A 19,091-nucleotide genomic window follows, 5' to 3' on the forward strand; every position below is an offset into this window, starting at 1 on the left:
CCGGTGGAGGCTCCAGCGCTTCGTCTTGCCTGGGATTCTCGGGTCAAGCCCGAGAATGACGGCGGTGGGAATGGCGCGCTTCAGCTCTCGACGTTGCCGCGGATATAAGGCTCGACCGGGCCCTTGAGCGTGATCGTCATCGGCCGGCCGAAGCGATCCTTGGCGGCGCCGGCCGCGACCTTCACCCAGCCTTCGGAGACGCAATATTCCTCGACATTGGTCTTCTCGACGCCCTTGAAGCGGATGCCGATGTCACGCGCCAGCACGTCGGCGTTGTAGAAGGGGCTGTCCGGGTTGACGGAAAGACGGTCGGGAAGCTGGTCTGACATGGATCTGGCCTTGGGTGTTCGCAAACGGGTCGCTTTCGCGCACACCTAGCCGCATCCGCGCCGGAAGCCAAATTCTTCAAGTGAAAACCTGTCGTCATTCCGGACAAGCGGCGAAGCCGCGCCGATCCGGAATCCATCGAAGAGTGCCGCGCCCGGCGATGGATCCCGGGGCAAGCCCGGGATGACGGCGATGGCCCGGCGCCTCAGCGCTCGCCGTCGAGCAGGCGGCCGACGACCTTGGCGGTGTAGTCGACCATCGGGACGATACGGGCGTAGTTCAGCCGCGTCGGGCCGATGATGCCGACCACGCCGACGATGCGCTGCTCGGCATCGCGGAACGGCGCCGCCACCATCGAGGAACCCGACATCGAGAACAGCTTGTTCTCCGAACCGATGAAGATGCGCACCCCGTCGCCCTGCTCGGCGCGGGTGAGGAGATCGATGACATCGGTCTGCGTCTCGAGATCGCCGAAGAGCATGCGGATTCGTTCCAGGTCCTCCTGCGCCCGGAGGTCCTCGAGCAGGTTGGCCTGGCCGCGCACGATCAGATGCCGGTCGCTGCCGGGGCCGGACTGGGTCGCGATGCCGCTCTCCACCAGCCGCGCGGTCAGCACGTCGAGCTCGCGCTCCATCAGCGCGCGCTGCCCCGCGATCTCGCCGCGCAGGTCCGCCAGCGTCTTGCCGAGGATGCGGGCGTTGAGGAAGTTCGCGGCCTCGACCAGCGCCGAGGCGGGCAAACCCACCGGCAGCGCCAGCAGGCGGTTCTCGACCGCGCCGTCCTCCGAGACGAGGACGACGAGCGCGCGGGCCGGATCGAGCCGGACGAATTCGATGTGCTTGAGTCGCGGATCGGCCTTGGTCGTCACGACCACGCCGGCGCCGCGCGAGAGACCGGAGAGCAGCGCCGAGGCCTCGGTCAATGTCTGGTCGAGATTGCGATGGCCTGCCCCGGCCCGGATCTGCGCCTCGATGCGCGCCCGCTCGTCCGAGGTGAGGTTGCCGACCTCCATCATCGCGTCGACGAAGAAGCGCAGGCCCCGTTCCGTGGGCAGGCGCCCGGCGGAAGTATGCGGCGCATAGATCAGCCCGGCCAGCTCCAGATCGGTCATGACGTTGCGCACCGTCGCGGGCGACAGCGCCATCGGCAGCAGGCGGGCAATATTGCGCGAGCCGACCGGCTCCCCGGTCGCGAGGTAGCCGTCGACGATCTGGCGGAAAATCTCGCGCGAGCGCTGGTCGGTCTCGACCAGGCCGCTCATCGTCTCGGGGCGGGGCGTATGGGCGCTCATGAACCTGTTCGGGCGAACCGTCGTTCCAACCCTATTGTCGTCATGCAGGAGGCGCGGATCAAGGGGTGAAACAGGGCCGGCGCCTTGCCGAGCGCGGCATGAGCGCCTACAAGCCGCCACTTCTCCGCAAGACAGGATTATTTCATGCGACCCTCCAAACGCGCCGCAGACGAGATGCGCAAGGTCACGCTCGAGCGCGGCGTGGTTCGCTATGCCGAGGGTTCCTGCATGGTGACGTTCGGCGAGACCAAGGTGCTCTGCGCCGCGACCGTCGAGGAAAAGGGGCCGCCGTGGCTGCGCGGCACCGGCAAGGGCTGGGTCACCGCCGAGTATTCGATGCTGCCGCGCGCCACTCATGAGCGCACCCGCCGCGAGGTCACCTCCGGCAAGCCCTCCGGCCGCACGCAGGAGATTCAACGCCTGATCGGCCGCTCGCTGCGCGCGGTCGTCGACCTCACCGCGATCGGCGAGCGCCAGATCGTTGTCGATTGCGACGTGCTGCAGGCCGATGGCGGCACCCGCACGGCCTCGATCACCGGCGCGTGGGTGGCGCTGCATGACGCATTGAAATGGATGGAAGGGCGCAGCCTGCTCAAGGGCACCAACCCGCTCAAGGACCATGTCGCCGCCATCTCCTGCGGCATCGTCGCCGGCAATCCGGTGATCGATCTCGACTATGTCGAGGATTCCGGCGCCCAGACCGACGCGAATTTCGTCATCACCGGCACGGGCGGCCTCGTCGAGGTGCAGGGCACGGCGGAAGGCGCGCCGTTCTCGGAAGAGGAGTTGCTCGCGCTGCTCAAGCTGGCCAAAGGTGGCGTCAGCAAGCTCGTCGCGCTGCAGAAGGCGGCGGTCGCCTGATCCGGCCGATCGCACAAGCAATCGAACAACACCGTCATTCCGGACGCAGCGAAGCGCAGATCCGGAATCCATCGTAGAGTTGCGACACCCTTCGATGGATCCCGGGTCAAGCCCGGGATGACGAGGCGGGTAACGAGAGATACCGATGTCGAACCACCGCCTCCTCTCCGGCAAGGTCGTGATCGCGACCCATAACCAAGGCAAGCTGCGCGAAATGCGCGAGCTGCTGGCGCCCTACGGCATCGAGCTCGTCTCGGCCGGCGAGCTCGGTCTGCCCGAGCCGGTCGAGGACGGGTTCATGTTCTCGGAGAATGCGGCGATCAAGGCGGTCGCTGCGACCAAAGCCAGCGGCCTGCCGGCGCTCTCCGACGATTCCGGCGTCTGCATCGACGCGCTCGACGGCGCGCCCGGCCTGTTCTCGGCCAACTGGGCCGGGCCGGGCAAGGATTTCGCCCCGGCGATCGCACGCGTGCAGATGGAGCTGGCGAAGCGCGGCGCGACCACGCCCGGGCAGCGCAAGGCTCACTTCGTCTCGGCGCTGGTCATCGCCTGGCCGGACGGGCATCAGGAGCTGTTCGAGGGGCGCGTCTTCGGCACCGTCACTCACGACGTCCGCGGTGCAGGCGGCTTCGGCTACGACCCGATCTTCCTGCCTGATGGCCACGACAAGACCTTCGGCGAGATGACCGCACAGGAGAAGCACGGCATTCCCGCCGATGGCTCGCCCGGCCTGTCGCATCGTGCGCGCGCCTTCCACGCGCTCGCCGCCACCTGCCTGAGGAAGCCGGCGTGAGCCCCTCGGCCGCCCTGATCGAGCGGCCCGGCGTCTTGCATCCGACCGCGGATGCGGGCTTCGCCGTCTATGTGCATTGGCCGTTCTGCCTCGCCAAGTGCCCCTATTGCGACTTCAACTCGCATGTGCGGCTGCAACCGCCCGACCAGCAGCGTTATATCGCCGCCTTCCGCCGCGAGATCGCCCACCGCGCCGCGCTGGCGCCCGGCCGCACCGTTTCGTCGATCTTCTTCGGCGGCGGCACGCCCTCGCTGATGGAAGGCCGCACCGTCGGCGCGATCCTCGACGCGATCGGCGAGCACTGGGCCGTCGACCCGAACTGCGAGGTTTCGCTGGAGGCGAATCCGACCAGCGTCGAGGCCGGCCGTTTCCGCGATTTCCGCGCGGCCGGCGTCAACCGCGTCTCGCTCGGCGTGCAGGCCCTGAACGATGCCGACCTGAAGGCGCTCGGCCGGATGCATTCGGCCGAGGAAGCGCTGGCGGCCGTCGCGATCGCGCGCAAATATTTCGAGCGCTACTCCTTCGACCTGATCTATGCCCGCTCGCCCTTGCAAACGCCTGCGCTCTGGCGTGCCGAGCTGGAGCTCGCGATCAGCCATGCGGCCGAGCATCTCTCGCTCTACCAGCTCACGATCGAGCCCGGCACCGCCTTCGAACGGCTGTTCCGGGCGGGCAAGCTCGCCATTCCCGATCATGATGCCGGTGCGGCGCTTTACGAGACGACGCAGGAGATCACGGCCCGGCACGGCCTGCCGGTCTACGAGATCTCGAACCACGCACGGCCGGGCGCGGAATGCCGGCACAACCTGGTCTACTGGCACTATGGCGAATATGCCGGCGTCGGCCCCGGCGCGCATGGCCGCCTGGTGACGGCGCAGGGCCGCATGGCGCATTCGACCGAGAAACGACCGGAAATCTGGCTTGAGCGTGTCGAGGCCGAAGGCCACGCGCTGGTCGAGGACGAGCTGTTGAATTCGGAAGCGCAGGGCGACGAGTACCTGCTGATGGGGCTTCGCCTCGTCGAGGGGATCGATCCGGCCGTCTTCAAGGCGCTCGCCGGCCGCGAGCTCAATGCCAAGCGCGTCGCGAGCCTGATCGACGAAAAGCTGCTGATGCACCGCCCCGGCGGCCGTCTCGCCGCGACGCCGGATGGCGCGCTGCTGCTCGACGCGCTGGTCGCCGATCTGGCGGCTTGAGCGGTTTACGGCCTCCGGAACCTCCGCGGTCATTCCGGGGCATCGCGCAGCGATGAGCCCGGAACCCAGAACCGATGCGTTTCTTGGAGAGACGCAAGCGTGGCGTTCTTTACTCAGACGTTATTGGTTCTGGGTTCCGGGCTCGGGCCTTCGCCCGCCCCGGAATGACGTGGAGGATGCGAAACCCGCTCAGCGCCTGCCCAGCCGCACGCCCGTCTTCGGATCGAAGACATGGATCTTGTCTGGATCGACCGTGATCCAGAGCCGGCCTTCCTGCGCCGCGACCTCGCCCGTCGCCGCCTGCATCACGAAAGGATGGCCGGCGAGCTTGCCGTGGAAGAGCTGGGTCGCGCCGAGTTCTTCGATGAACTCCACGTCGAAGGGCAGCGATCCGGCCTGCCCTTCCGAGGCGATCTCGATATCCTCCGGCCGCAGGCCGACCTCGACCGGCGTCTGCGCCGCCAGATCCTCGCGGAGGTCCCGGACCTCGATGATGGCGTCGCCGAGCGCCACGATGCCGGGGCCGTCCACTGTGCCGGGCTGGATGTTCATCGGCGGCGAGCCGATGAAGGTCGCGACGAACTTGCTGGCCGGCTTGCGGTAGACCTCGGCCGGCACGCCGATCTGCTCGACCTGGCCGCCATTCATCACCACGAGCTTGTCGGAAAGCGTCATCGCCTCGACCTGGTCGTGGGTGACGTAGATCGAGGTGACGCCGAGCGCTCGCTGCAGCTTCTTGATCTCGACGCGCATCTGCACGCGCAGCTTGGCGTCGAGGTTCGAAAGCGGCTCGTCGAAGAGGAAGACCTGCGGCTTGCGCACGATGGCGCGGCCCATGGCGACGCGCTGGCGCTGGCCGCCGGAGAGTTGGCGCGGCCGCCTCTCCAGGAAGGGCTCGATCGCCAGGATACGCGCCGCTTCCTTCACGCGCTTGTCGATCTCGTCCTTCGGCGTGCCGCGGTTGCGCAGGCCATAGGCCATGTTGTCGTAGATGTTCATATGCGGGTAGAGCGCATAGTTCTGGAACACCATCGCGATGTCGCGGTCGGCCGGCTCGATCTGGTTGACGACGCGGTCGCCGATCGCGACCTCGCCCGAGGAGATCGTCTCCAGCCCGGCGACCATGCGCAGCAGCGTGGACTTGCCGCAGCCGGAGGGGCCGACGAGCACGCAGAAGCCGCCATCGGGGATGTCGAAGGAGACGCCCTTCACGGCCTCGACGCCGCCGGCATAGACCTTCTTGACGTGGTTCAGGGTGACCTGGGCCATTCGCGGATTACTTCTCGGTTTCGACCAGGCCCTTTACGAAGAGCCTCTGCATGGCGATGACGACGAAGACGGGCGGCAGCATCGCCAGCATGGCGGTGGCCATGGCGAGCTGCCATTCGGTCAGGGCGTCGGTGGTGACGATCATCTTCTTGATGGCGATGACGATGGTCTGCATCGAGTCCTTCGTCGTCACCAGCAGCGGCCAGAGATACTGGTTCCAGCCATAGATGAACTGGATCACGAAGAGCGCCGCGATCGTGGTGATCGAGAGCGGCAGCAGCGTATCCTTGAAGAACTTGAACGGACCGGCGCCGTCGATCTTCGACGCTTCCAGCAACTCGTCCGGGATCGTCATGAAGAACTGCCGGAACAGCAGCGTTCCCGTCGCCGAGGCGATGAGCGGGACGGCGAGGCCCTGATAGGTGTCGAGCATGTTCAGATCGGAGACGATTTTGAAGGTCGGGAAGATGCGGACCTCGACCGGGAGCATCAGCGTGATGAAGATGGTCCAGAACGCCGCCATGCGGAACGGGAAGCGATAGTACACCACCGCATAGGCCGAGAGCACGGAGATGAAGATCTTGCCCAGCGCGATCGTCATCGCCATGACGAAGGAGTTGAACATCATGCCGATCACCGGCTCGCGCGTCGTGCCGGAGGTGCCGATGAAGAGGATGCGGTTGTAGTTCTCGAGGAAATACGGGCCGGGATAGAGTGGCATCTGGCCGTTGATCACGGTCGCGGCGTCCCAGGTCGAGGCGACGAAGGTCAGCCAGACCGGGAAGGCGACGATCAGCACGCCGATCGTCAGGATGACATAGGCGATCGCGTCGCCCAGGCGGCGGTCCTCGACCATCAGATCCCCTTCCCCATCTCGCGCAGGAGCCCGGCCAGAGCCTCGGCGCAGGCATCCAGGCAGGCCTGGCCCTTCTGCGTCGTGGCACGGCGGGCGTCGCCGATCACCCCGGTCTCGGTCATGTCCCGGAAGGAACGGTGGCGTGAGACGGTCGGGCGCCCGGGCAGGCCGTCGAGCGCGCCGAAAGCCTCGCCGAGACGGGCATCGCGGACCGATCCCGGCGCCAGCACCATCATCATCGAGGTCTCGACCTCGCAGGCATGCTGCACGGCCTGCTGATCCTCCAGCAACGGCGGGAGCGCCGCCTCGGCCAGCAGGAAATAGGTGGTCGCCTCGATATGCAGCCGCGTCTCACGCGCGAAATCGGGCAGGAAGGCCGTCAGCGCGGCGATGTTGCCGCCATGTCCGTTGACGATCAGCACGCGATGGAAGCCATGGCGCTCGATGCTCTTGAGGAGGGAGAGCAGCACGGCGCGATAGGTCGGGATGTCGAAGGTGAAGGTGCCGCCGAAGGCCATGTGATGCTCGGCCATGCCGCACCACAGGGTCGGCGTGACCACGACGTCGACATCGCCGGCGCGCTCGGCCGCCGCCTTGCAGACGCCGCTGCACAGGATGGTGTCGACACCGACGGGCAGATGCGGCCCGTGCTGCTCGACCGAGGCGACGGGCAGGACGACGATGGCATCGCCCGCGGCCTTGGCGCGCAGCTCCTCGGCGGTCAGTTCTAGCCAGAGCACGGACGCCATCAGTAGCTCACCTTGCGCTCGATGAAGCGGAACTGGACCGCGGTCAGCCCGATGACCATGATGAGCAGCATCACGGACTGCGCCGCCGAGCCGCCGAGGTTGGAGCCGCCCTTGCCGTCTGCGAAGACCTTGTAGACCAGCGTCTCGGTCGCGCCAGCGGGGCCGCCGCCGGTCACGGTGTCGATGATGCCGAAGGTGTCGAAGAAGACGTAGACGATGTTGACGACGAGCAGGAAGAAGGTCGTCGGCGAGAGCAGCGGGAAGACGATGGTCCAGAAGCGGCGCATAGGCCGGGCGCCGTCGATCACCGCCGCCTCGATCACGCTTTTCGGGATCGATTGCAGGCCGGCGAGGAAGAACAGGAAATTGTAGCTGATCTGCTTCCAGGTCGCGGCGAGGATGACGAGCAGCATGGCGTCATTGCCGTTGAGCCGGGGGTTCCAGGCGATGCCGAGCGACTGCAACCCGCGCGCCAGCATGCCGAGCGAAGGATCGAACATGAAGATCCAGAGCACGCCGGCAATGGCGGGCGCGACAGCATAGGGCCAGATCAGCAGGGTCTTGTAGACCTCGCCGCCCTTGAGCTGCCGATCCGCCATCACCGCGAAGAGCAGCGCGATCGACAGCGACAGCACGCAGACGAAGGTCGAAAAGATCGCCGTATTGATGAAGGCCTTGAGATAGCCGGGGTCGGCGAAGAGCGTCTGGTAGTTCTCGAACCAGACGAACTCGGTCGAGGTGCCGAAGGCGTCCTCAAGCAGGAAGCTCTGCCAGACCGCCTGGCTCGCCGGCCAGTAGAAGAACACGATGGTGATCGCGAGCTGCGGCGCCAGCAGCAGGAAGGGGATGGTCAGCCCCTTGAAGTAGGCGTTCTTCTGCATCGGCTTCCTTGGACGAGACGGCCATCCCGGACGGGTTTGTCCGGGATGGCCAATGGATGCAAGAGGGCAGTCGGATCAGCGCGCCGCGGTGCGCTCGAACTGGCGCAGCATCTGGTTGCCGCGCTCGACCGCTGCGTCCAGCGCCGCCTTGGGCGTCTTCTGGCCGTTCAGCGCCGCCTCCAGCTCCTCCGACCAGATGTCGCGGATCTGGACGAGGCTGCCGTAGCGCAGGCCCTTCGAGTTGTCGGTCGGGGCCTTGTTGGTCAGCTCGAGGAGCGGGGTCTCGAGATAGGGCTTGTCCTTGTAGAAGCCCGACGCCTTGACCTTCTCATAGGCTGCCTTGGTGATCGGCAGGTAGCCCGACTCGGTGTGCAGCTTCACCTGGCGGTCGACATCCGACAGGAAGGTGAAGAACTTGGCGACGCCCTTGTACTCGGCAGGCTTCTTGCCACCCATCACCCACAGCGAGGCGCCGCCGATGATCGAGTTCTGCGGAGCGCCCGCGGCTTCCGGATAATACGGCATCGCCGCATTGCCCCAGTCGAACTTGGCGTTCGCCTTGACGTTGCCGAAGAAGCCCGAGGAGGTCAGGAAGATCGGGCATTCGCCCGAGGTGAAGCGGCCTTCGCCGTTGTTGGTGCGGCCGGAATAGTCGTAGGTCTTGTCCTTCTGCAGCTCGACCAGATTGGTCCAGTGCTTCAGGAAGAGCGGGCTCTGGTTGAAGTTCATGACGGCGTCGAAGCCGGCCATGCCGTTGACCTTGGTCGAGAGCGGCACGTTATGCCAGGCGCCGAACTGCTCGATATTGGCCCAGGGCGCCCAGGCGTTCGAGACGGCGCATTTGTCGAAGCCGGCGGCCTTCAGTTTCTTGGCGGCCTCGAAGGTCTCGGGCCAGGTCTTCGGAGGCTTCTCGGGGTCGAGGCCCGCCTTCTTGAAGGCGTCCTTGTTGTACCACATCACCATCGACGAGGAATTGAACGGCATGGAGAGCATCTCGCCCTTGGCCGTCGAGTAATAGCCGGTGATGGCAGGCAGATAGGCGTTCGGATCGAACTTCTCGCCGGCTTCCTTCATCATCTCGTGGACCGGCTTGACCGCGCCCTTGGCCGACATCATCGTGCCCGTGCCGACCTCGAAGACCTGCAGGATATGCGGCGCCTGGCCGGCGCGGAAGGCGGCGATGCCGGCGTTCAGCGTGTCGGGGTAGGAGCCCTTGTAGACCGGAACGACCTTGTAGTCCTTCTGCGAGGCGTTGAAGTCCTCGGCAAGCTTGACGACGACGTCATTGTTGGCGCCGGTCAGCGCGTGCCACCACTGGATTTCGGTCTGTGCCAGGGCAGGCGAGGCGCCGGCGAGCGCGAAGGCCGCTACCGACATCAGGATGCGCGATTTGATGGTCATGGACGATCTCCCTTCCGCGGGCGGACCCCGCCGCGGTTCTTGTCGTTGGTGCGCAAGCTAGCATGAAGCGCAGGCGACATTTCAATGACAAATCGATGACGCCTACCGCAATGCGCCTATGGTCGCGGTACGGCTTGCGCATTCGCGCATAACCGGCTGATCTGCGCTCCCGACTCGAACTCGTTTCCGGACCGCATCATGCCGAAGCTCGACCTTGCCGTGACCGCAACCCTGCCGACGGATTCCGCTGCGGCCGCGCTCGTCGGCCGGGTCTGGCGCCCCGATCTCGGCGGCCCCGCCGTGGTGGCGCTGCGAGACGGGCAGGTCGTCGACATCACCGCCGCTTTCCCGACCAGCCGCGACCTCTGCGAGAGCGCCGATCCGGCCGCGGCGCTGCGGGCGGCCCAGGGCGAGACGCTCGGGTCCCTGGCCGACATCCTCGCCAACACCCCTGTGGACAGCCGCGATCCGAAGCGGCCCTGGCTCTTGTCCCCGCTCGACCTGCAGGCGGTGAAGGCGGCGGGCGTCACCTTCGCGGTCTCGATGCTGGAGCGGGTGATCGAGGAGAAGGCACGCGGCAACCCGGCGGCTGCCGCGACGATCCGGGCCGAGATCGGAAAACTCATCGGAGACGACCTCTCCAAGCTCAAGCCCGGCTCGCCCGAGGCGATGCATCTCAAGGAGGTGCTGATCAAGCAGGGGGCCTGGAGCCAGTATCTCGAGGTCGGCATCGGCCCGGACGCAGAGATCTTCACCAAGGCCCCGGCGATGTCGACGGTCGGCACGGGGGCCGATGCCGGCCTCCACCCCGCATCGAGCTGGAACAACCCCGAGCCGGAGATCGTGCTGGTCGTCGCGTCCGACGGGCGCATCGTCGGCGCCACGCTCGGCAACGACGTCAACCTGCGCGATGTCGAAGGCCGCTCGGCCCTGCTGCTCGGCAAGGCGAAGGACAACAACGCGGCCGCCGCCGTCGGCCCCTTCATCCGCTTCTTCGACGCGGGCTTCACGCTCGATCATGTCCGCCGCACGACCGTGACGCTGACGGTAGCGGGCGAGGACGGCTTCACGCTGGAAGGCTCCTCCTCGATCGCCAAGATCAGCCGCGACCCGGCCGACCTCGCCGCGCAGATGATCGGCCCGCACCATCAGTATCCGGACGGAGCGGCGCTCTATCTCGGCACCATGTTCGCGCCGATCAAGGACCGCGATGCGCCGGGCGGCGGCTTCACCCATAAATACGGGGACATCGTCACCATCGCCGCGCCGGAGCTGGGCAGCCTCGTCAACCGGATGAAGCGCACCGACGCCTGCGAGCCCTGGACCTTCGGCGCCTCGCATCTGATGCGCCATCTGGCCAAGCGCGGGCTGCTCTAGTTGCAGCCCCGGCTGGGGTTTCTGCAATCGCAGCAGGCTGCTGGTAAGGATTGTCTGCCATAGCGCCGGCTGGACCAGGAGAGTTCGGCGTGGCGATGAGCGAGATCGGGGGGCGACACTCCCAAACGCGGGGCAGCCGTATGGCGGCACGGCTGATGCTTTCTCCCGGCCTATGGATCGCCGCTTTCGCGGCGCTGGCCGTCGCAGGGTTGATCCTGCCGCTGCGCCTGCCGATCGGTGCGAATGCCTGGGATACGGTTGTCTATCTCGACGCGGCCTGGCGCATCGGGCTGGGCCAAGTGCCGAGCCTCGATTTCTTCGTGCCTGTCGGGCCGCTCGGCTTCTATCTGACCGCCGGCCTCGACGCCCTCTTCCCGAATGCGCAGCCGATGCTGCTGATCAACTGGGCGCTGCTGCCGGTGACGCTGCCGGTGCTCGCCTTGCTGGCGAACGACGTTGCCCGGCGATCGCGCGCGCAGGCGCTGGCGCTCGTGCTGCCCTTCCTGCTGTTCGCGGCGCTGCCGATCAACCTGCATTCATTGTATCCGATGCCGGGTTTCGACGGCTTCGGCTTCTACAACCGGCATGCCGCCATGCTCCTCTACCTGCTGATCGCGACGCTGCTCTTCGCGCAGCGCCGCCTTCAGGTCGCGCTCGTCGCGGTGCTGATGCTGGCGCTCTTCCTGGCGAAGATCACGGGCGCCGTCACGGGCACGCTGCTTGTCGGCTATGCGATGCTGAGCGGGCGCATGCGCCTTCGGGATGCGATCACGGCCGCAGCCGCCGTCATCGCCGCGCTCGCGCTGCTTGAAATCACGACCGGGCTGACCTCGGCCTATCTCGCGAATGTCCTGACGCTGCTCGGGCTCAACACCGGCACGCTGCTGCCGCGCTTCCTGACCGTGGCCTCGGTGAAGTTCAACGTCATCGGCCCGGCCCTGCTGCTGCTCGCGGCGCTGGCCTTCTCGGCATGGCGGGACGGGCTGCCGCGCACCCTTGCGGGCTGGCGGACCCTCGCGGATTCGCCTCTCGGCTGGCTCGCCGTGGGTCTTGTGGCGCTCGCCTTCTTCGAGACGCAGAACACGGGCTCGCTCGAATTCATCGGCTTATGGCCGATCCTGCTGCCGGTCCTCGCCGAATGGTGGCAGCGTCGCGATGATCGGCTGCGGCCGGTGATGCTCGTGCTGGTGCTCGCGGTCGCCTTGCCCTCGGCCGTGATCTGCGTGGAACGGGGCATGCGTGCCGCCATGAGCGCCCCGACCTATGCCGGCCTCGACGTGCCCGATCTCGGGCCGCTCGGGCGGGTCAGCGTGAAACCGGATATCGCCGCGCGCGCGGCCGGGATGCTGGAGCACTATGCCAGCCAACAGGAGAGCTATCGCGATCTCGTCCGGCGCGATCTGCTGCCCTCCTACATCCTCTATGCGGAAATCGACGCTCAGGCGACCTGGATGCTGGAGATCCAGCAGGGCATCACGGCGATCCGCAATTGGGAGGCTGCGAACAAGCGCCAGCTCAATGGCGTCTTCACGCTCGATTTCGTCGATCCGATGAACCGCCTGCTCCGGCGCGTGTCCGCCCGCGCCGTGCCGCTCGGCCTCGATCCCGGCCGCAGCACGCCGCCGCTCAAACCGGACATGCTGACGGAGCTGGGACGGATCGACGCGATCCTGGCACCGAAATGTCCGCCGACCACCGCGCGCGAGGCCATCCGCAAGCTCTTCGCCGACGCGCTCGAAGGGCGCGAACGGATCGCGCTCGCGCCCTGCTGGGACATGTATCTGCGGCGCTGAATTCAGCCGGCGGCGGCCGCCTGTCCGGCTTCCCAGCCGAGGATGGCGCGCTTGCGTGTCAGGCCCCAATGATAACCGGTCAGCGCGCCTGACTTGCCGATGACGCGGTGGCAGGGCACCACGAAGGAGATCGGGTTCTTACCGACCGCCATGCCGACGGCGCGCGCCGCGCTCGGCCGGCCGATCTGGTTGGCGACCTCGCCATAGGTCGTGGCGCAGCCGACCGGAATCCTCAGCAGCGTCTCCCAGACCCGTACCTCGAAATCCGTGCCTATCAGGACCACGCGCAGCGGCGTCTCCGCCGACCAGGCCTTGGGCTCGAAGATGCGGCCGGCATAAGGTGCGGTCAGGACAGGATCATAGTGGTAATCGGCATGGGGCCAGCGCCGCATCATGTCGGCCAGCGCCTCGGCACGCCCGCCGACGACCTTGCCGCCATCGGCGCTGTTCGAGACCCAGCCGAGCCCGGCCAGCCCGCGATCCGTGACCACGATCAGCGCCTCGCCGAAGGGCGAGACATGGAAGCCGTAGGATAGCTTCAAGCCGCCGCCGCCGGCCTTCCACTCGCCCGGCGACATCGCCTCATGCGTGACGAAGAGATCGTGCAGCCGGCCGGGGCCGGACAGGCCGACTTCGAGCGCGGTGTCGAGCACGCTGGCCGAGGAGGCGAGCAGCCCCTTGGCATGGTCGAGCGTGATCGCCTGCAGGAAAGCCTTCGGCGTCAGCCCGCACCAGCGCCGGAAGAGATGGTGGACATCGGTCGGGGTCGCGCCGGCCGCATCCGCGATCGCCTCGATCGTCGGCTGCTCGCGCCAGTTATGGGTGATGAAGGAGAGGATGCGCCGGACCGTGTCATAGTCCGAGCCCGGCGCCGTCGTGGGGAAATCGGCCTCGCTCGGCATCGCCTCGGCAGCACGCGCCAACACCGCATTGGAGAAGCGTGTCGGGGTCATCGCCGTTTTCATGGAAGCATTCATCGTGAGCCTCGCACCGTTCGTCATGATGCGAATCTAGGGCATGCACCATGCCGTTCCCACCCGAAAGCTGGCAAGACCGGGCTCGCCCAGCCTAGTTTGCGCAGCTCTCTCAAATTCGCTTGCCAAGAGACCCTTCATGACCTCCGCCCCTGCCGCCATCGTCGAGCTCTACGAGCGTCATGCAGCGACTTATGACGGGCTGCGCGGCAAGGCGCTGTTCGAGCGGCCCTGGCTCGACCGTTTCCGCGCGCTCCTGAAGCCCGGCGGTTCGATCCTGGACATCGGCTGCGGTTCGGGCGAGCCGATTGCACGGCATCTGATCGCGGAGGGCCATGCCATCACCGGTGTCGATTCGGCTCCCGCGATGATCGCATTGTGCGAAGCGCGTTTCCCGGCGCATCGCTGGCAGGTCGCGGATATGCGCCGTCTCGCGCTCGGCCGCCGCTTCGACGGGCTGATCGCCTGGGACAGCTTCTTCCACCTGACGCCGCAGGACCAGCGCGGAATGTTTCCGGTCTTCGCGGAGCATGCCGTGCCGGGCGCCGCGCTGATGTTCACCAGCGGTCCGTCGCATGGCGAGGCGATCGGGACCTTCGAAGGCGAGCCGCTCTATCATGGCAGCCTCGATCCCGAAGAATACCGTTCGCTGCTGGCCGAGAACGGCTTTGCCGTCGTCGCGCATGCTGTCGAGGACCAGAGCTGCGGCGGGCACACCATCTGGCTCGCCCGCCGGAGCTGAATCCGCTCAGGAGGCGCCGTAGTCGGGGCCGCGGCGGGCGCTCGCCAGGGCCGAGCCGAGCGCATCGGCGAAGCCGGCTCGCTCCTGCGGCGAAAGCGCGCCGGCGACCGCGACGCTCTGCCCACGCGAGACCAGTTTCAGCGCCAGCAGGCCATAATCCTCGTCGTTCTGGCGTTCGAGCCGGGTCCAGGCCGGATTGAAGCGCCAGACCGCCTCGCGGCCGTGATGCGAGACCTTGCGCAGCAGGACTTCCAGCGGCGTCACCACGATGCGCTCGAAGGCGCGGGCGTGGCGGAAATTGACGTGGAAGGCAATGAACAGCGCGACGACGTCGATGCCGAAGAAACCGGCGACCGGCCACGCGCCGAGCACGATGAAGGGAATCGAGGAGACCACGCTCGCCAGGCAGACCAGCGTCATCACGATGCGGAAGCCGCTCTGGCCGAGCGAGCGATGCGGCGTGATCGTCGCGTCGAAGACAGGCCGCTTCGCAGCGTCCTCGCCTTCGCTTGCTGGGCTCTTGCCGGGTTCCATTGCGGTATTATAACGCCGACATGGATCAGCAGAACAGGCCCGCGCGCGCCCGTGCTCCGGCGAAACGCATCACGTTGGCGCGCGCCCGCAAGCCGGCCGAGATCCGCGAGATCTTCGAGCGGTTCCGCGCCGCCAATCCGGAGCCGAAGGGCGAGCTGGAATCCGTGAACGCTTTCACGATGCTGGTCGCCGTCGTGCTATCGGCACAGGCGACCGATGCCGGCGTCAACAAGGCGACGCGCAAGCTCTTCGCCATCGCCGACACGCCGGAGAAGATGCTGGCGCTGGGCGAGGAGACGGTGCGCGAGCACGTCAAGACGATTGGGCTCTATCGCAACAAGGCGAAGAACGTGATCGCGCTCAGCGAGAAGCTGATCGCGCAGTTCGGCAGCGCGGTGCCGACCACGCGCGAGGAGCTCGAAAGCCTGCCCGGCGTCGGCCGCAAGACCGCGAATGTCGTGCTCAACATCGCCTTCGGCGAAATCACCCATGCGGTCGACACCCATGTCTTCCGCGTCGCCAACCGGCTGCGGATCGCGCCCGGAAAGAACGTGCTGCAGGTCGAGATGGGGCTGGAAAAGGCAGTGCCGGAGGAGTTCGGCCGGCACGCCCATCACTGGCTGATCCTGCACGGGCGCTACACCTGCAAGGCGCTCAGGCCCGAATGCGGCCGCTGCATCCAGAACGACCTTTGCGATTCACCCGACAAGCGCGTCGCCTGACCTGCCGGCCAGGTTGCCGCCAGCCCTCCGTTAGTCTGCTTGACAGCTTCTCCCCTCTGGGTTGTGCTCCACCCGCCGGACGCCATACGGGCTCGGAAAGCCTGAGAGTCAGCGGCAGAGGAAGCTCAGGAGGTCAGTGTGATGAAGCGTTTCGTCCTCGCGGCGAGCATCGCCGTTGCCGCCATGTCCGTTCATTCCAGCGCCATCGCGCAATCGAAAGGCCCGGTCATCGGGGTCAGCTGGTCGAATTTCCAGGAAGAGCGCTGGAAAACCGACGAAGCCGCGATCAAGGCGGCTGTCGAGAAGGCCGGCGGCACCTATCTCTCCGCCGATGCGCAATCCTCGCCGGCCAAGCAGCTCACCGATGTCGAGAGCCTGATCGCGCGCGGCGCCAAGGCGATCATCGTGCTGGCGCAGGATGCCCAGGCGATCCGGCCCGCCGTGGAGAAAGCGGTGAACGAGGGCATCGGCGTCGTCGGCTACGACCGCCTGATCGAAATCCCGCAGGCCTTCTACCTGACCTTCGACAATGTCGAGGTCGGCCGGATGATGGCGCGCGAGATCCAGAAGGCGAAGCCGGAGGGCAATTACGTCTTCATCAAGGGCTCGAGCTCCGACCCGAACGCCAATTTCCTCTACCAGGGCTCGATCGAGGTGCTGAAGCCCGCGATCGATGGCGGCAAGATCAAGAATGTCGGCGAAGCCTTCACCGATGGCTGGTTGCCGGCCAACGCCCAGCGGAACATGGAGCAGATCCTGACCCGCAACCAGAACAAGGTCGATGCGGTGATCGCCGCCAATGACGGCACGGCCGGCGGCGCCATCGCGGCGATGGATGCGCAGGGGCTTTCCGGCTCGGTGCCGGTCTCCGGCCAGGACGCCGACCGCGCGGCGCTCAACCGCGTCGCGCTGGGCACGCAGACCGTGACGATCTGGAAGGATGCGCGCGAACTGGGTCGCAACGCAGCCGAGATCGCGCTCAAGCTCGCGGGTGGCGCCAAGCTCGCCGATGTCCCGGGCTCGGCCGCCTGGGACCAGGGCCCGTCCAAGCAGAAGATGACGGCGCTGTTCCTGAAGCCGGTGCCGGTGACGAAGGACAATCTCGGCGTGGTGATCGAGGCCGGCTGGGCGGCGAAATCGGCGGTCTGCCAGGGCGTCGCAGCCGGCAAGGTCAAGGCCTGTGACTAACACGACCCCGGCGCCGGCTCATCCGGCGCAGGAGCGCAAACGCTTCAGCGACCATCTGCGCGAGATCGAATTCGATCCGCGCATGATCGGGATGGTCGCCGCGCTCGCGGTCATCTGGCTCGGCTTCAACTGGCTGTCGGACGGCGCCTTCCTGACGCCGCGCAACCTCTGGAACCTGCTGGTCCAGACCGCGTCGATCTCGATCATGGCCTGCGGCATGGTGCTGGTCATCGTCACCCGCAACATCGACCTCTCGGTCGGCTCGATGCTCGGCTTCGTCGGCATGGTGGTCGGGCTCGTACAGGTCCGGCTGCTGCCCGAGCTGTGGGGCTTCGAGCACCCGCTGACCTGGGTGGTCAGCCTGCTGCTCGCGATGACGCTCGGCGGCTTCGTCGGGCTGATGCAGGGCGCATTGATCGCCTATCTCGCCATCCCCTCCTTCATCGTCACGCTCGGCGGGCTCCTGGTCTGGCGCGGCGCGGCCTGGTGGGTGACGCAGGGCCAGACCATCGCGCCGATGGATTCGCGCTTCCGCCCCTTCGGCGGCGGCGTCGAGGGCGCGATCGGCACGAGCGCCTCCTGGGCTATCGGCATCGGCCTGTGCGTGGCGATCTGCGTGGCGGCTGCGCTGATCCGCCGGCGGCGCAAGCGCTTCGGCTTCGCGCTGCGTCCGCTCTGGGCGGAGATCGCGATCACCGGGCTCGGCTGCGCGGCGGTGCTGGCGACGGTGATGGTGGCGAACGCCTATGCGCTGCCGGCCGGCATCGCCCGCCGTCTCACCGAAGCCAAGGGCGGCACCTGGCCGGAGGGCGGTCTGACCATCGGCCACGGGCTCGCCGTTCCCGTGCTGATCGCGCTCGCGGTCGGCGTCGCCATGACCTTCCTCGCCAATCGCCTGCGCTTCGGGCGCTATGTCTTTGCCATCGGCGGCAACCCCGAGGCGGCGCAGCTTTCCGGGGTGAACACCCGCAAGGTGCTGATGCTGGTGTTCGGGCTGATGGGCGTACTCGTCGGCATCTCCGCCTGCATCTCGACGGCGCGGCTCAATGCTTCGACGAACGCGGCCGGCACGCTCGACGAGCTCTATGTGATCGCGGCGGCGGTCATCGGCGGCACCTCGCTCGCCGGCGGCGTCGGCACCATCGCCGGCGCGATGCTGGGCGCGCTGGTGATGCAGTCGCTGCAATCCGGCATGGTGCTGATCGGCGTCGATGCGCCCTTGCAGAACATCGTCGTCGGCATTGTTCTCGTCCTCGCGGTCTGGCTCGACGGGGTCTACCGCCAGCGGCTGAGCTGAGGAGGCTCCGATGAGCATCGCGGAACCGACCGATCTCGCCGAGACCCATCCCGGCCAGGGCACGCCACTGATCGAGATGCACGACATCTCGATCGCCTTCGGCGGCATCAAGGCGGTCGACGGCGCCAGCGTCGACCTGATGCCGGGCGAGGTCGTCGGCCTGCTCGGCCATAACGGCGCCGGCAAGTCGACGCTGATCAAGATCCTGTCCGGCGCCTACCGGGCCGATTCCGGCACGATCCGGGTCGATGGCGAGGAGGTCTCGCTGTCGAGCCCGCGCGACGCCAAGCGCCACGGCATCGAGACGATCTACCAGACGCTCGCGCTCGCCGACAATGTCGATGCCGCCGCCAACATCTTCCTCGGCCGCGAGCTTCTGACCGGCTGGGGCACGCTCGACGACGCGACGATGGAGTCGGAGACCCGCAAGGTGATGGGCCGGCTCAACCCGCATTTCCGGCGCTTCAAGGAGCCGGTGAAGGCGCTCTCCGGCGGGCAGCGCCAGTCGGTCGCGATCGCGCGGGCGATCTATTTCAATGCCCGCGTGCTGATCATGGACGAGCCCACGGCCGCACTGGGTCCAGCCGAGACGAAGCAGGTTGCCGAGCTGATCCTGCAGCTCAAGAAGCAGGGCATCGGCATCTTCCTGATCAGCCACGACCTGCACGATGTCTTCGACCTCGCCGACCGCGTCACGGTGATGAAGAACGGCAAGGTGGTCGGCACCGCGCGCACCGCCGACGTCACCCAGGACGAGGTGCTGGGCATGATCATCTCGGGCAAATGCCCGCCGGCCGCGGTGAAAGGGCCGGGGGCTTTACGGGGGTAGCGCGGCACAGC

General features: G+C 67.0%; 19 protein-coding genes. 10 read left to right on the top strand and 9 right to left on the bottom strand.

The genetic code is table 11. The features are described from left to right. Positions 1–80: 80 nt before the first annotated feature. Together AC1DVA_RS06230 and hrcA are read right to left on the bottom strand one after the other, a co-directional pair. Complete coding sequence (locus tag AC1DVA_RS06230) at positions 81–329, bottom strand: DUF3297 family protein (RefSeq protein ID WP_265051119.1); 249 nt, start codon at positions 327–329, stop codon at positions 81–83. Positions 330–532: 203 nt separating this feature from the next. Continuing rightward, positions 533–1,618 (bottom strand): heat-inducible transcriptional repressor HrcA, encoded by a 1,086-nt coding sequence (hrcA, locus tag AC1DVA_RS06235; protein ID WP_265051118.1) that lies wholly within the window; start codon positions 1,616–1,618, stop codon positions 533–535. A 144-nt stretch (positions 1,619–1,762) separates the two neighbouring features. Between hrcA and rph the strand changes: the two genes are divergently transcribed. The 3 genes from rph (at position 1,763) to hemW (ending at position 4,468) form a co-directional block, all read left to right on the top strand. Continuing rightward, positions 1,763–2,479 carry a ribonuclease PH gene (rph, locus tag AC1DVA_RS06240; protein ID WP_265051117.1) on the top strand — a complete coding sequence of 239 codons (717 nt, stop codon included), beginning with the start codon at positions 1,763–1,765 and terminating at the stop codon, positions 2,477–2,479. 145 nt (positions 2,480–2,624) lie between these two features. Next, positions 2,625–3,272, top strand: coding sequence for an RdgB/HAM1 family non-canonical purine NTP pyrophosphatase (gene rdgB / locus AC1DVA_RS06245; RefSeq protein ID WP_476805377.1), 648 nt, complete (start codon positions 2,625–2,627; stop codon positions 3,270–3,272). After that, on the top strand, positions 3,269–4,468 hold the full coding sequence (gene hemW / locus AC1DVA_RS06250) for a radical SAM family heme chaperone HemW (protein WP_476805378.1): 1,200 nt from the start codon (positions 3,269–3,271) through the stop codon (positions 4,466–4,468). Before rdgB ends, hemW begins: the two co-directional genes overlap by 4 nt. 189 nt (positions 4,469–4,657) lie before the next feature. Here the strand turns inward: hemW and AC1DVA_RS06255 are convergent, their stop codons facing one another. The 5 genes from AC1DVA_RS06255 to ugpB form a co-directional block, all read right to left on the bottom strand. Then, on the bottom strand, positions 4,658–5,737 hold the full coding sequence (locus AC1DVA_RS06255) for a sn-glycerol-3-phosphate import ATP-binding protein UgpC (protein ID WP_476805379.1): 1,080 nt from the start codon (positions 5,735–5,737) through the stop codon (positions 4,658–4,660). 7 nt (positions 5,738–5,744) lie between these two features. Then, positions 5,745–6,593 carry a sn-glycerol-3-phosphate ABC transporter permease UgpE gene (gene ugpE / locus AC1DVA_RS06260; protein ID WP_265051113.1) on the bottom strand — a complete coding sequence of 283 codons (849 nt, stop codon included), beginning with the start codon at positions 6,591–6,593 and terminating at the stop codon, positions 5,745–5,747. Further along, the gene (locus AC1DVA_RS06265; protein WP_476805380.1) at positions 6,593–7,342 is read right to left on the bottom strand and encodes a creatininase family protein; all 750 of its coding nucleotides are present in this window, start codon (positions 7,340–7,342) and stop codon (positions 6,593–6,595) included. Before AC1DVA_RS06265 ends, ugpE begins: the two co-directional genes overlap by 1 nt. Next, positions 7,342–8,223 (bottom strand): sn-glycerol-3-phosphate ABC transporter permease UgpA, encoded by an 882-nt coding sequence (gene ugpA, locus AC1DVA_RS06270; RefSeq protein WP_476805381.1) that lies wholly within the window; start codon positions 8,221–8,223, stop codon positions 7,342–7,344. The genes AC1DVA_RS06265 and ugpA overlap by 1 nt, the downstream gene beginning before the upstream one ends. Before the next feature lie 75 nt (positions 8,224–8,298). Then, positions 8,299–9,624, bottom strand: a complete 1,326-nt coding sequence (gene ugpB / locus AC1DVA_RS06275) for a sn-glycerol-3-phosphate ABC transporter substrate-binding protein UgpB (RefSeq protein WP_265051110.1) — start codon at positions 9,622–9,624, stop codon at positions 8,299–8,301. A 198-nt stretch (positions 9,625–9,822) separates the two neighbouring features. On the opposite strand from ugpB, the gene AC1DVA_RS06280 reads away from it, so the two are divergent. Both AC1DVA_RS06280 and AC1DVA_RS06285 read left to right on the top strand, forming a co-directional pair. After that, positions 9,823–11,001 carry a fumarylacetoacetate hydrolase family protein gene (locus AC1DVA_RS06280; RefSeq protein WP_476805382.1) on the top strand — a complete coding sequence of 393 codons (1,179 nt, stop codon included), beginning with the start codon at positions 9,823–9,825 and terminating at the stop codon, positions 10,999–11,001. 155 nt (positions 11,002–11,156) lie between these two features. Continuing rightward, positions 11,157–12,794 (top strand): hypothetical protein, encoded by a 1,638-nt coding sequence (locus tag AC1DVA_RS06285; protein WP_476805383.1) that lies wholly within the window; start codon positions 11,157–11,159, stop codon positions 12,792–12,794. Between the two features lie 2 nt (positions 12,795–12,796). Here AC1DVA_RS06285 and AC1DVA_RS06290 read toward each other — a convergent pair whose 3' ends face one another. Then, positions 12,797–13,696, bottom strand: a complete 900-nt coding sequence (locus AC1DVA_RS06290) for a methylated-DNA--[protein]-cysteine S-methyltransferase (protein WP_476805441.1) — start codon at positions 13,694–13,696, stop codon at positions 12,797–12,799. 211 nt (positions 13,697–13,907) lie between these two features. Between AC1DVA_RS06290 and AC1DVA_RS06295 the strand changes: the two genes are divergently transcribed. Further along, complete coding sequence (locus tag AC1DVA_RS06295) at positions 13,908–14,510, top strand: class I SAM-dependent DNA methyltransferase (RefSeq protein ID WP_476805384.1); 603 nt, start codon at positions 13,908–13,910, stop codon at positions 14,508–14,510. 6 nt (positions 14,511–14,516) lie between these two features. On the opposite strand, the gene AC1DVA_RS06300 is transcribed toward AC1DVA_RS06295, so the two are convergent. Next, positions 14,517–15,044: a DUF2244 domain-containing protein gene (locus tag AC1DVA_RS06300; RefSeq protein WP_476805385.1), complete on the bottom strand. Its 528-nt coding sequence runs from the start codon at positions 15,042–15,044 to the stop codon at positions 14,517–14,519. A gap of 20 nt (positions 15,045–15,064) precedes the next feature. Between AC1DVA_RS06300 and nth the strand changes: the two genes are divergently transcribed. The 4 genes from nth to AC1DVA_RS06320 all read left to right on the top strand — a co-directional run bounded on the left by nth (position 15,065) and on the right by AC1DVA_RS06320 (position 19,080). Then, entirely contained in the window at positions 15,065–15,766 is a 702-nt protein-coding gene (gene nth, locus AC1DVA_RS06305) for an endonuclease III (protein WP_476805386.1), read from the top strand. 141 nt (positions 15,767–15,907) lie between these two features. Then, on the top strand, positions 15,908–16,954 hold the full coding sequence (gene xylF / locus AC1DVA_RS06310; RefSeq protein WP_476805387.1) for a D-xylose ABC transporter substrate-binding protein: 1,047 nt from the start codon (positions 15,908–15,910) through the stop codon (positions 16,952–16,954). Continuing rightward, complete coding sequence (locus AC1DVA_RS06315) at positions 16,947–18,251, top strand: sugar ABC transporter permease (RefSeq protein ID WP_476805388.1); 1,305 nt, start codon at positions 16,947–16,949, stop codon at positions 18,249–18,251. The genes xylF and AC1DVA_RS06315 overlap by 8 nt, the downstream gene beginning before the upstream one ends. Positions 18,252–18,261: 10 nt before the next feature. After that, entirely contained in the window at positions 18,262–19,080 is an 819-nt protein-coding gene (locus AC1DVA_RS06320; protein WP_476805389.1) for an ATP-binding cassette domain-containing protein, read from the top strand. Positions 19,081–19,091 lie beyond the last annotated feature (11 nt).

It is taken from the genome of Allobosea sp. P4_C6, assembly GCF_056402015.1.

Coding starts and splice junctions, on each gene's coding strand:
- ugpE (WP_265051113.1), bottom strand. CDS start 6,593: ATGGTCGAGGACCGCCGCCTGGGCGACGCGATCGCCTATGTCATCCTG.
- AC1DVA_RS06295 (WP_476805384.1), top strand. CDS start 13,908: ATGACCTCCGCCCCTGCCGCCATCGTCGAGCTCTACGAGCGTCATGCA.
- AC1DVA_RS06285 (WP_476805383.1), top strand. CDS start 11,157: ATGCTTTCTCCCGGCCTATGGATCGCCGCTTTCGCGGCGCTGGCCGTC.
- AC1DVA_RS06280 (WP_476805382.1), top strand. CDS start 9,823: ATGCCGAAGCTCGACCTTGCCGTGACCGCAACCCTGCCGACGGATTCC.
- AC1DVA_RS06230 (WP_265051119.1), bottom strand. CDS start 329: ATGTCAGACCAGCTTCCCGACCGTCTTTCCGTCAACCCGGACAGCCCC.
- rdgB (WP_476805377.1), top strand. CDS start 2,625: ATGTCGAACCACCGCCTCCTCTCCGGCAAGGTCGTGATCGCGACCCAT.
- nth (WP_476805386.1), top strand. CDS start 15,065: ATGGATCAGCAGAACAGGCCCGCGCGCGCCCGTGCTCCGGCGAAACGC.
- AC1DVA_RS06265 (WP_476805380.1), bottom strand. CDS start 7,342: ATGGCGTCCGTGCTCTGGCTAGAACTGACCGCCGAGGAGCTGCGCGCC.
- rph (WP_265051117.1), top strand. CDS start 1,763: ATGCGACCCTCCAAACGCGCCGCAGACGAGATGCGCAAGGTCACGCTC.
- AC1DVA_RS06255 (WP_476805379.1), bottom strand. CDS start 5,737: ATGGCCCAGGTCACCCTGAACCACGTCAAGAAGGTCTATGCCGGCGGC.
- AC1DVA_RS06320 (WP_476805389.1), top strand. CDS start 18,262: ATGAGCATCGCGGAACCGACCGATCTCGCCGAGACCCATCCCGGCCAG.
- xylF (WP_476805387.1), top strand. CDS start 15,908: ATGAAGCGTTTCGTCCTCGCGGCGAGCATCGCCGTTGCCGCCATGTCC.
- ugpA (WP_476805381.1), bottom strand. CDS start 8,223: ATGCAGAAGAACGCCTACTTCAAGGGGCTGACCATCCCCTTCCTGCTG.
- ugpB (WP_265051110.1), bottom strand. CDS start 9,624: ATGACCATCAAATCGCGCATCCTGATGTCGGTAGCGGCCTTCGCGCTC.
- AC1DVA_RS06290 (WP_476805441.1), bottom strand. CDS start 13,696: ATGCCGAGCGAGGCCGATTTCCCCACGACGGCGCCGGGCTCGGACTAT.
- AC1DVA_RS06300 (WP_476805385.1), bottom strand. CDS start 15,044: ATGGAACCCGGCAAGAGCCCAGCAAGCGAAGGCGAGGACGCTGCGAAG.
- hrcA (WP_265051118.1), bottom strand. CDS start 1,618: ATGAGCGCCCATACGCCCCGCCCCGAGACGATGAGCGGCCTGGTCGAG.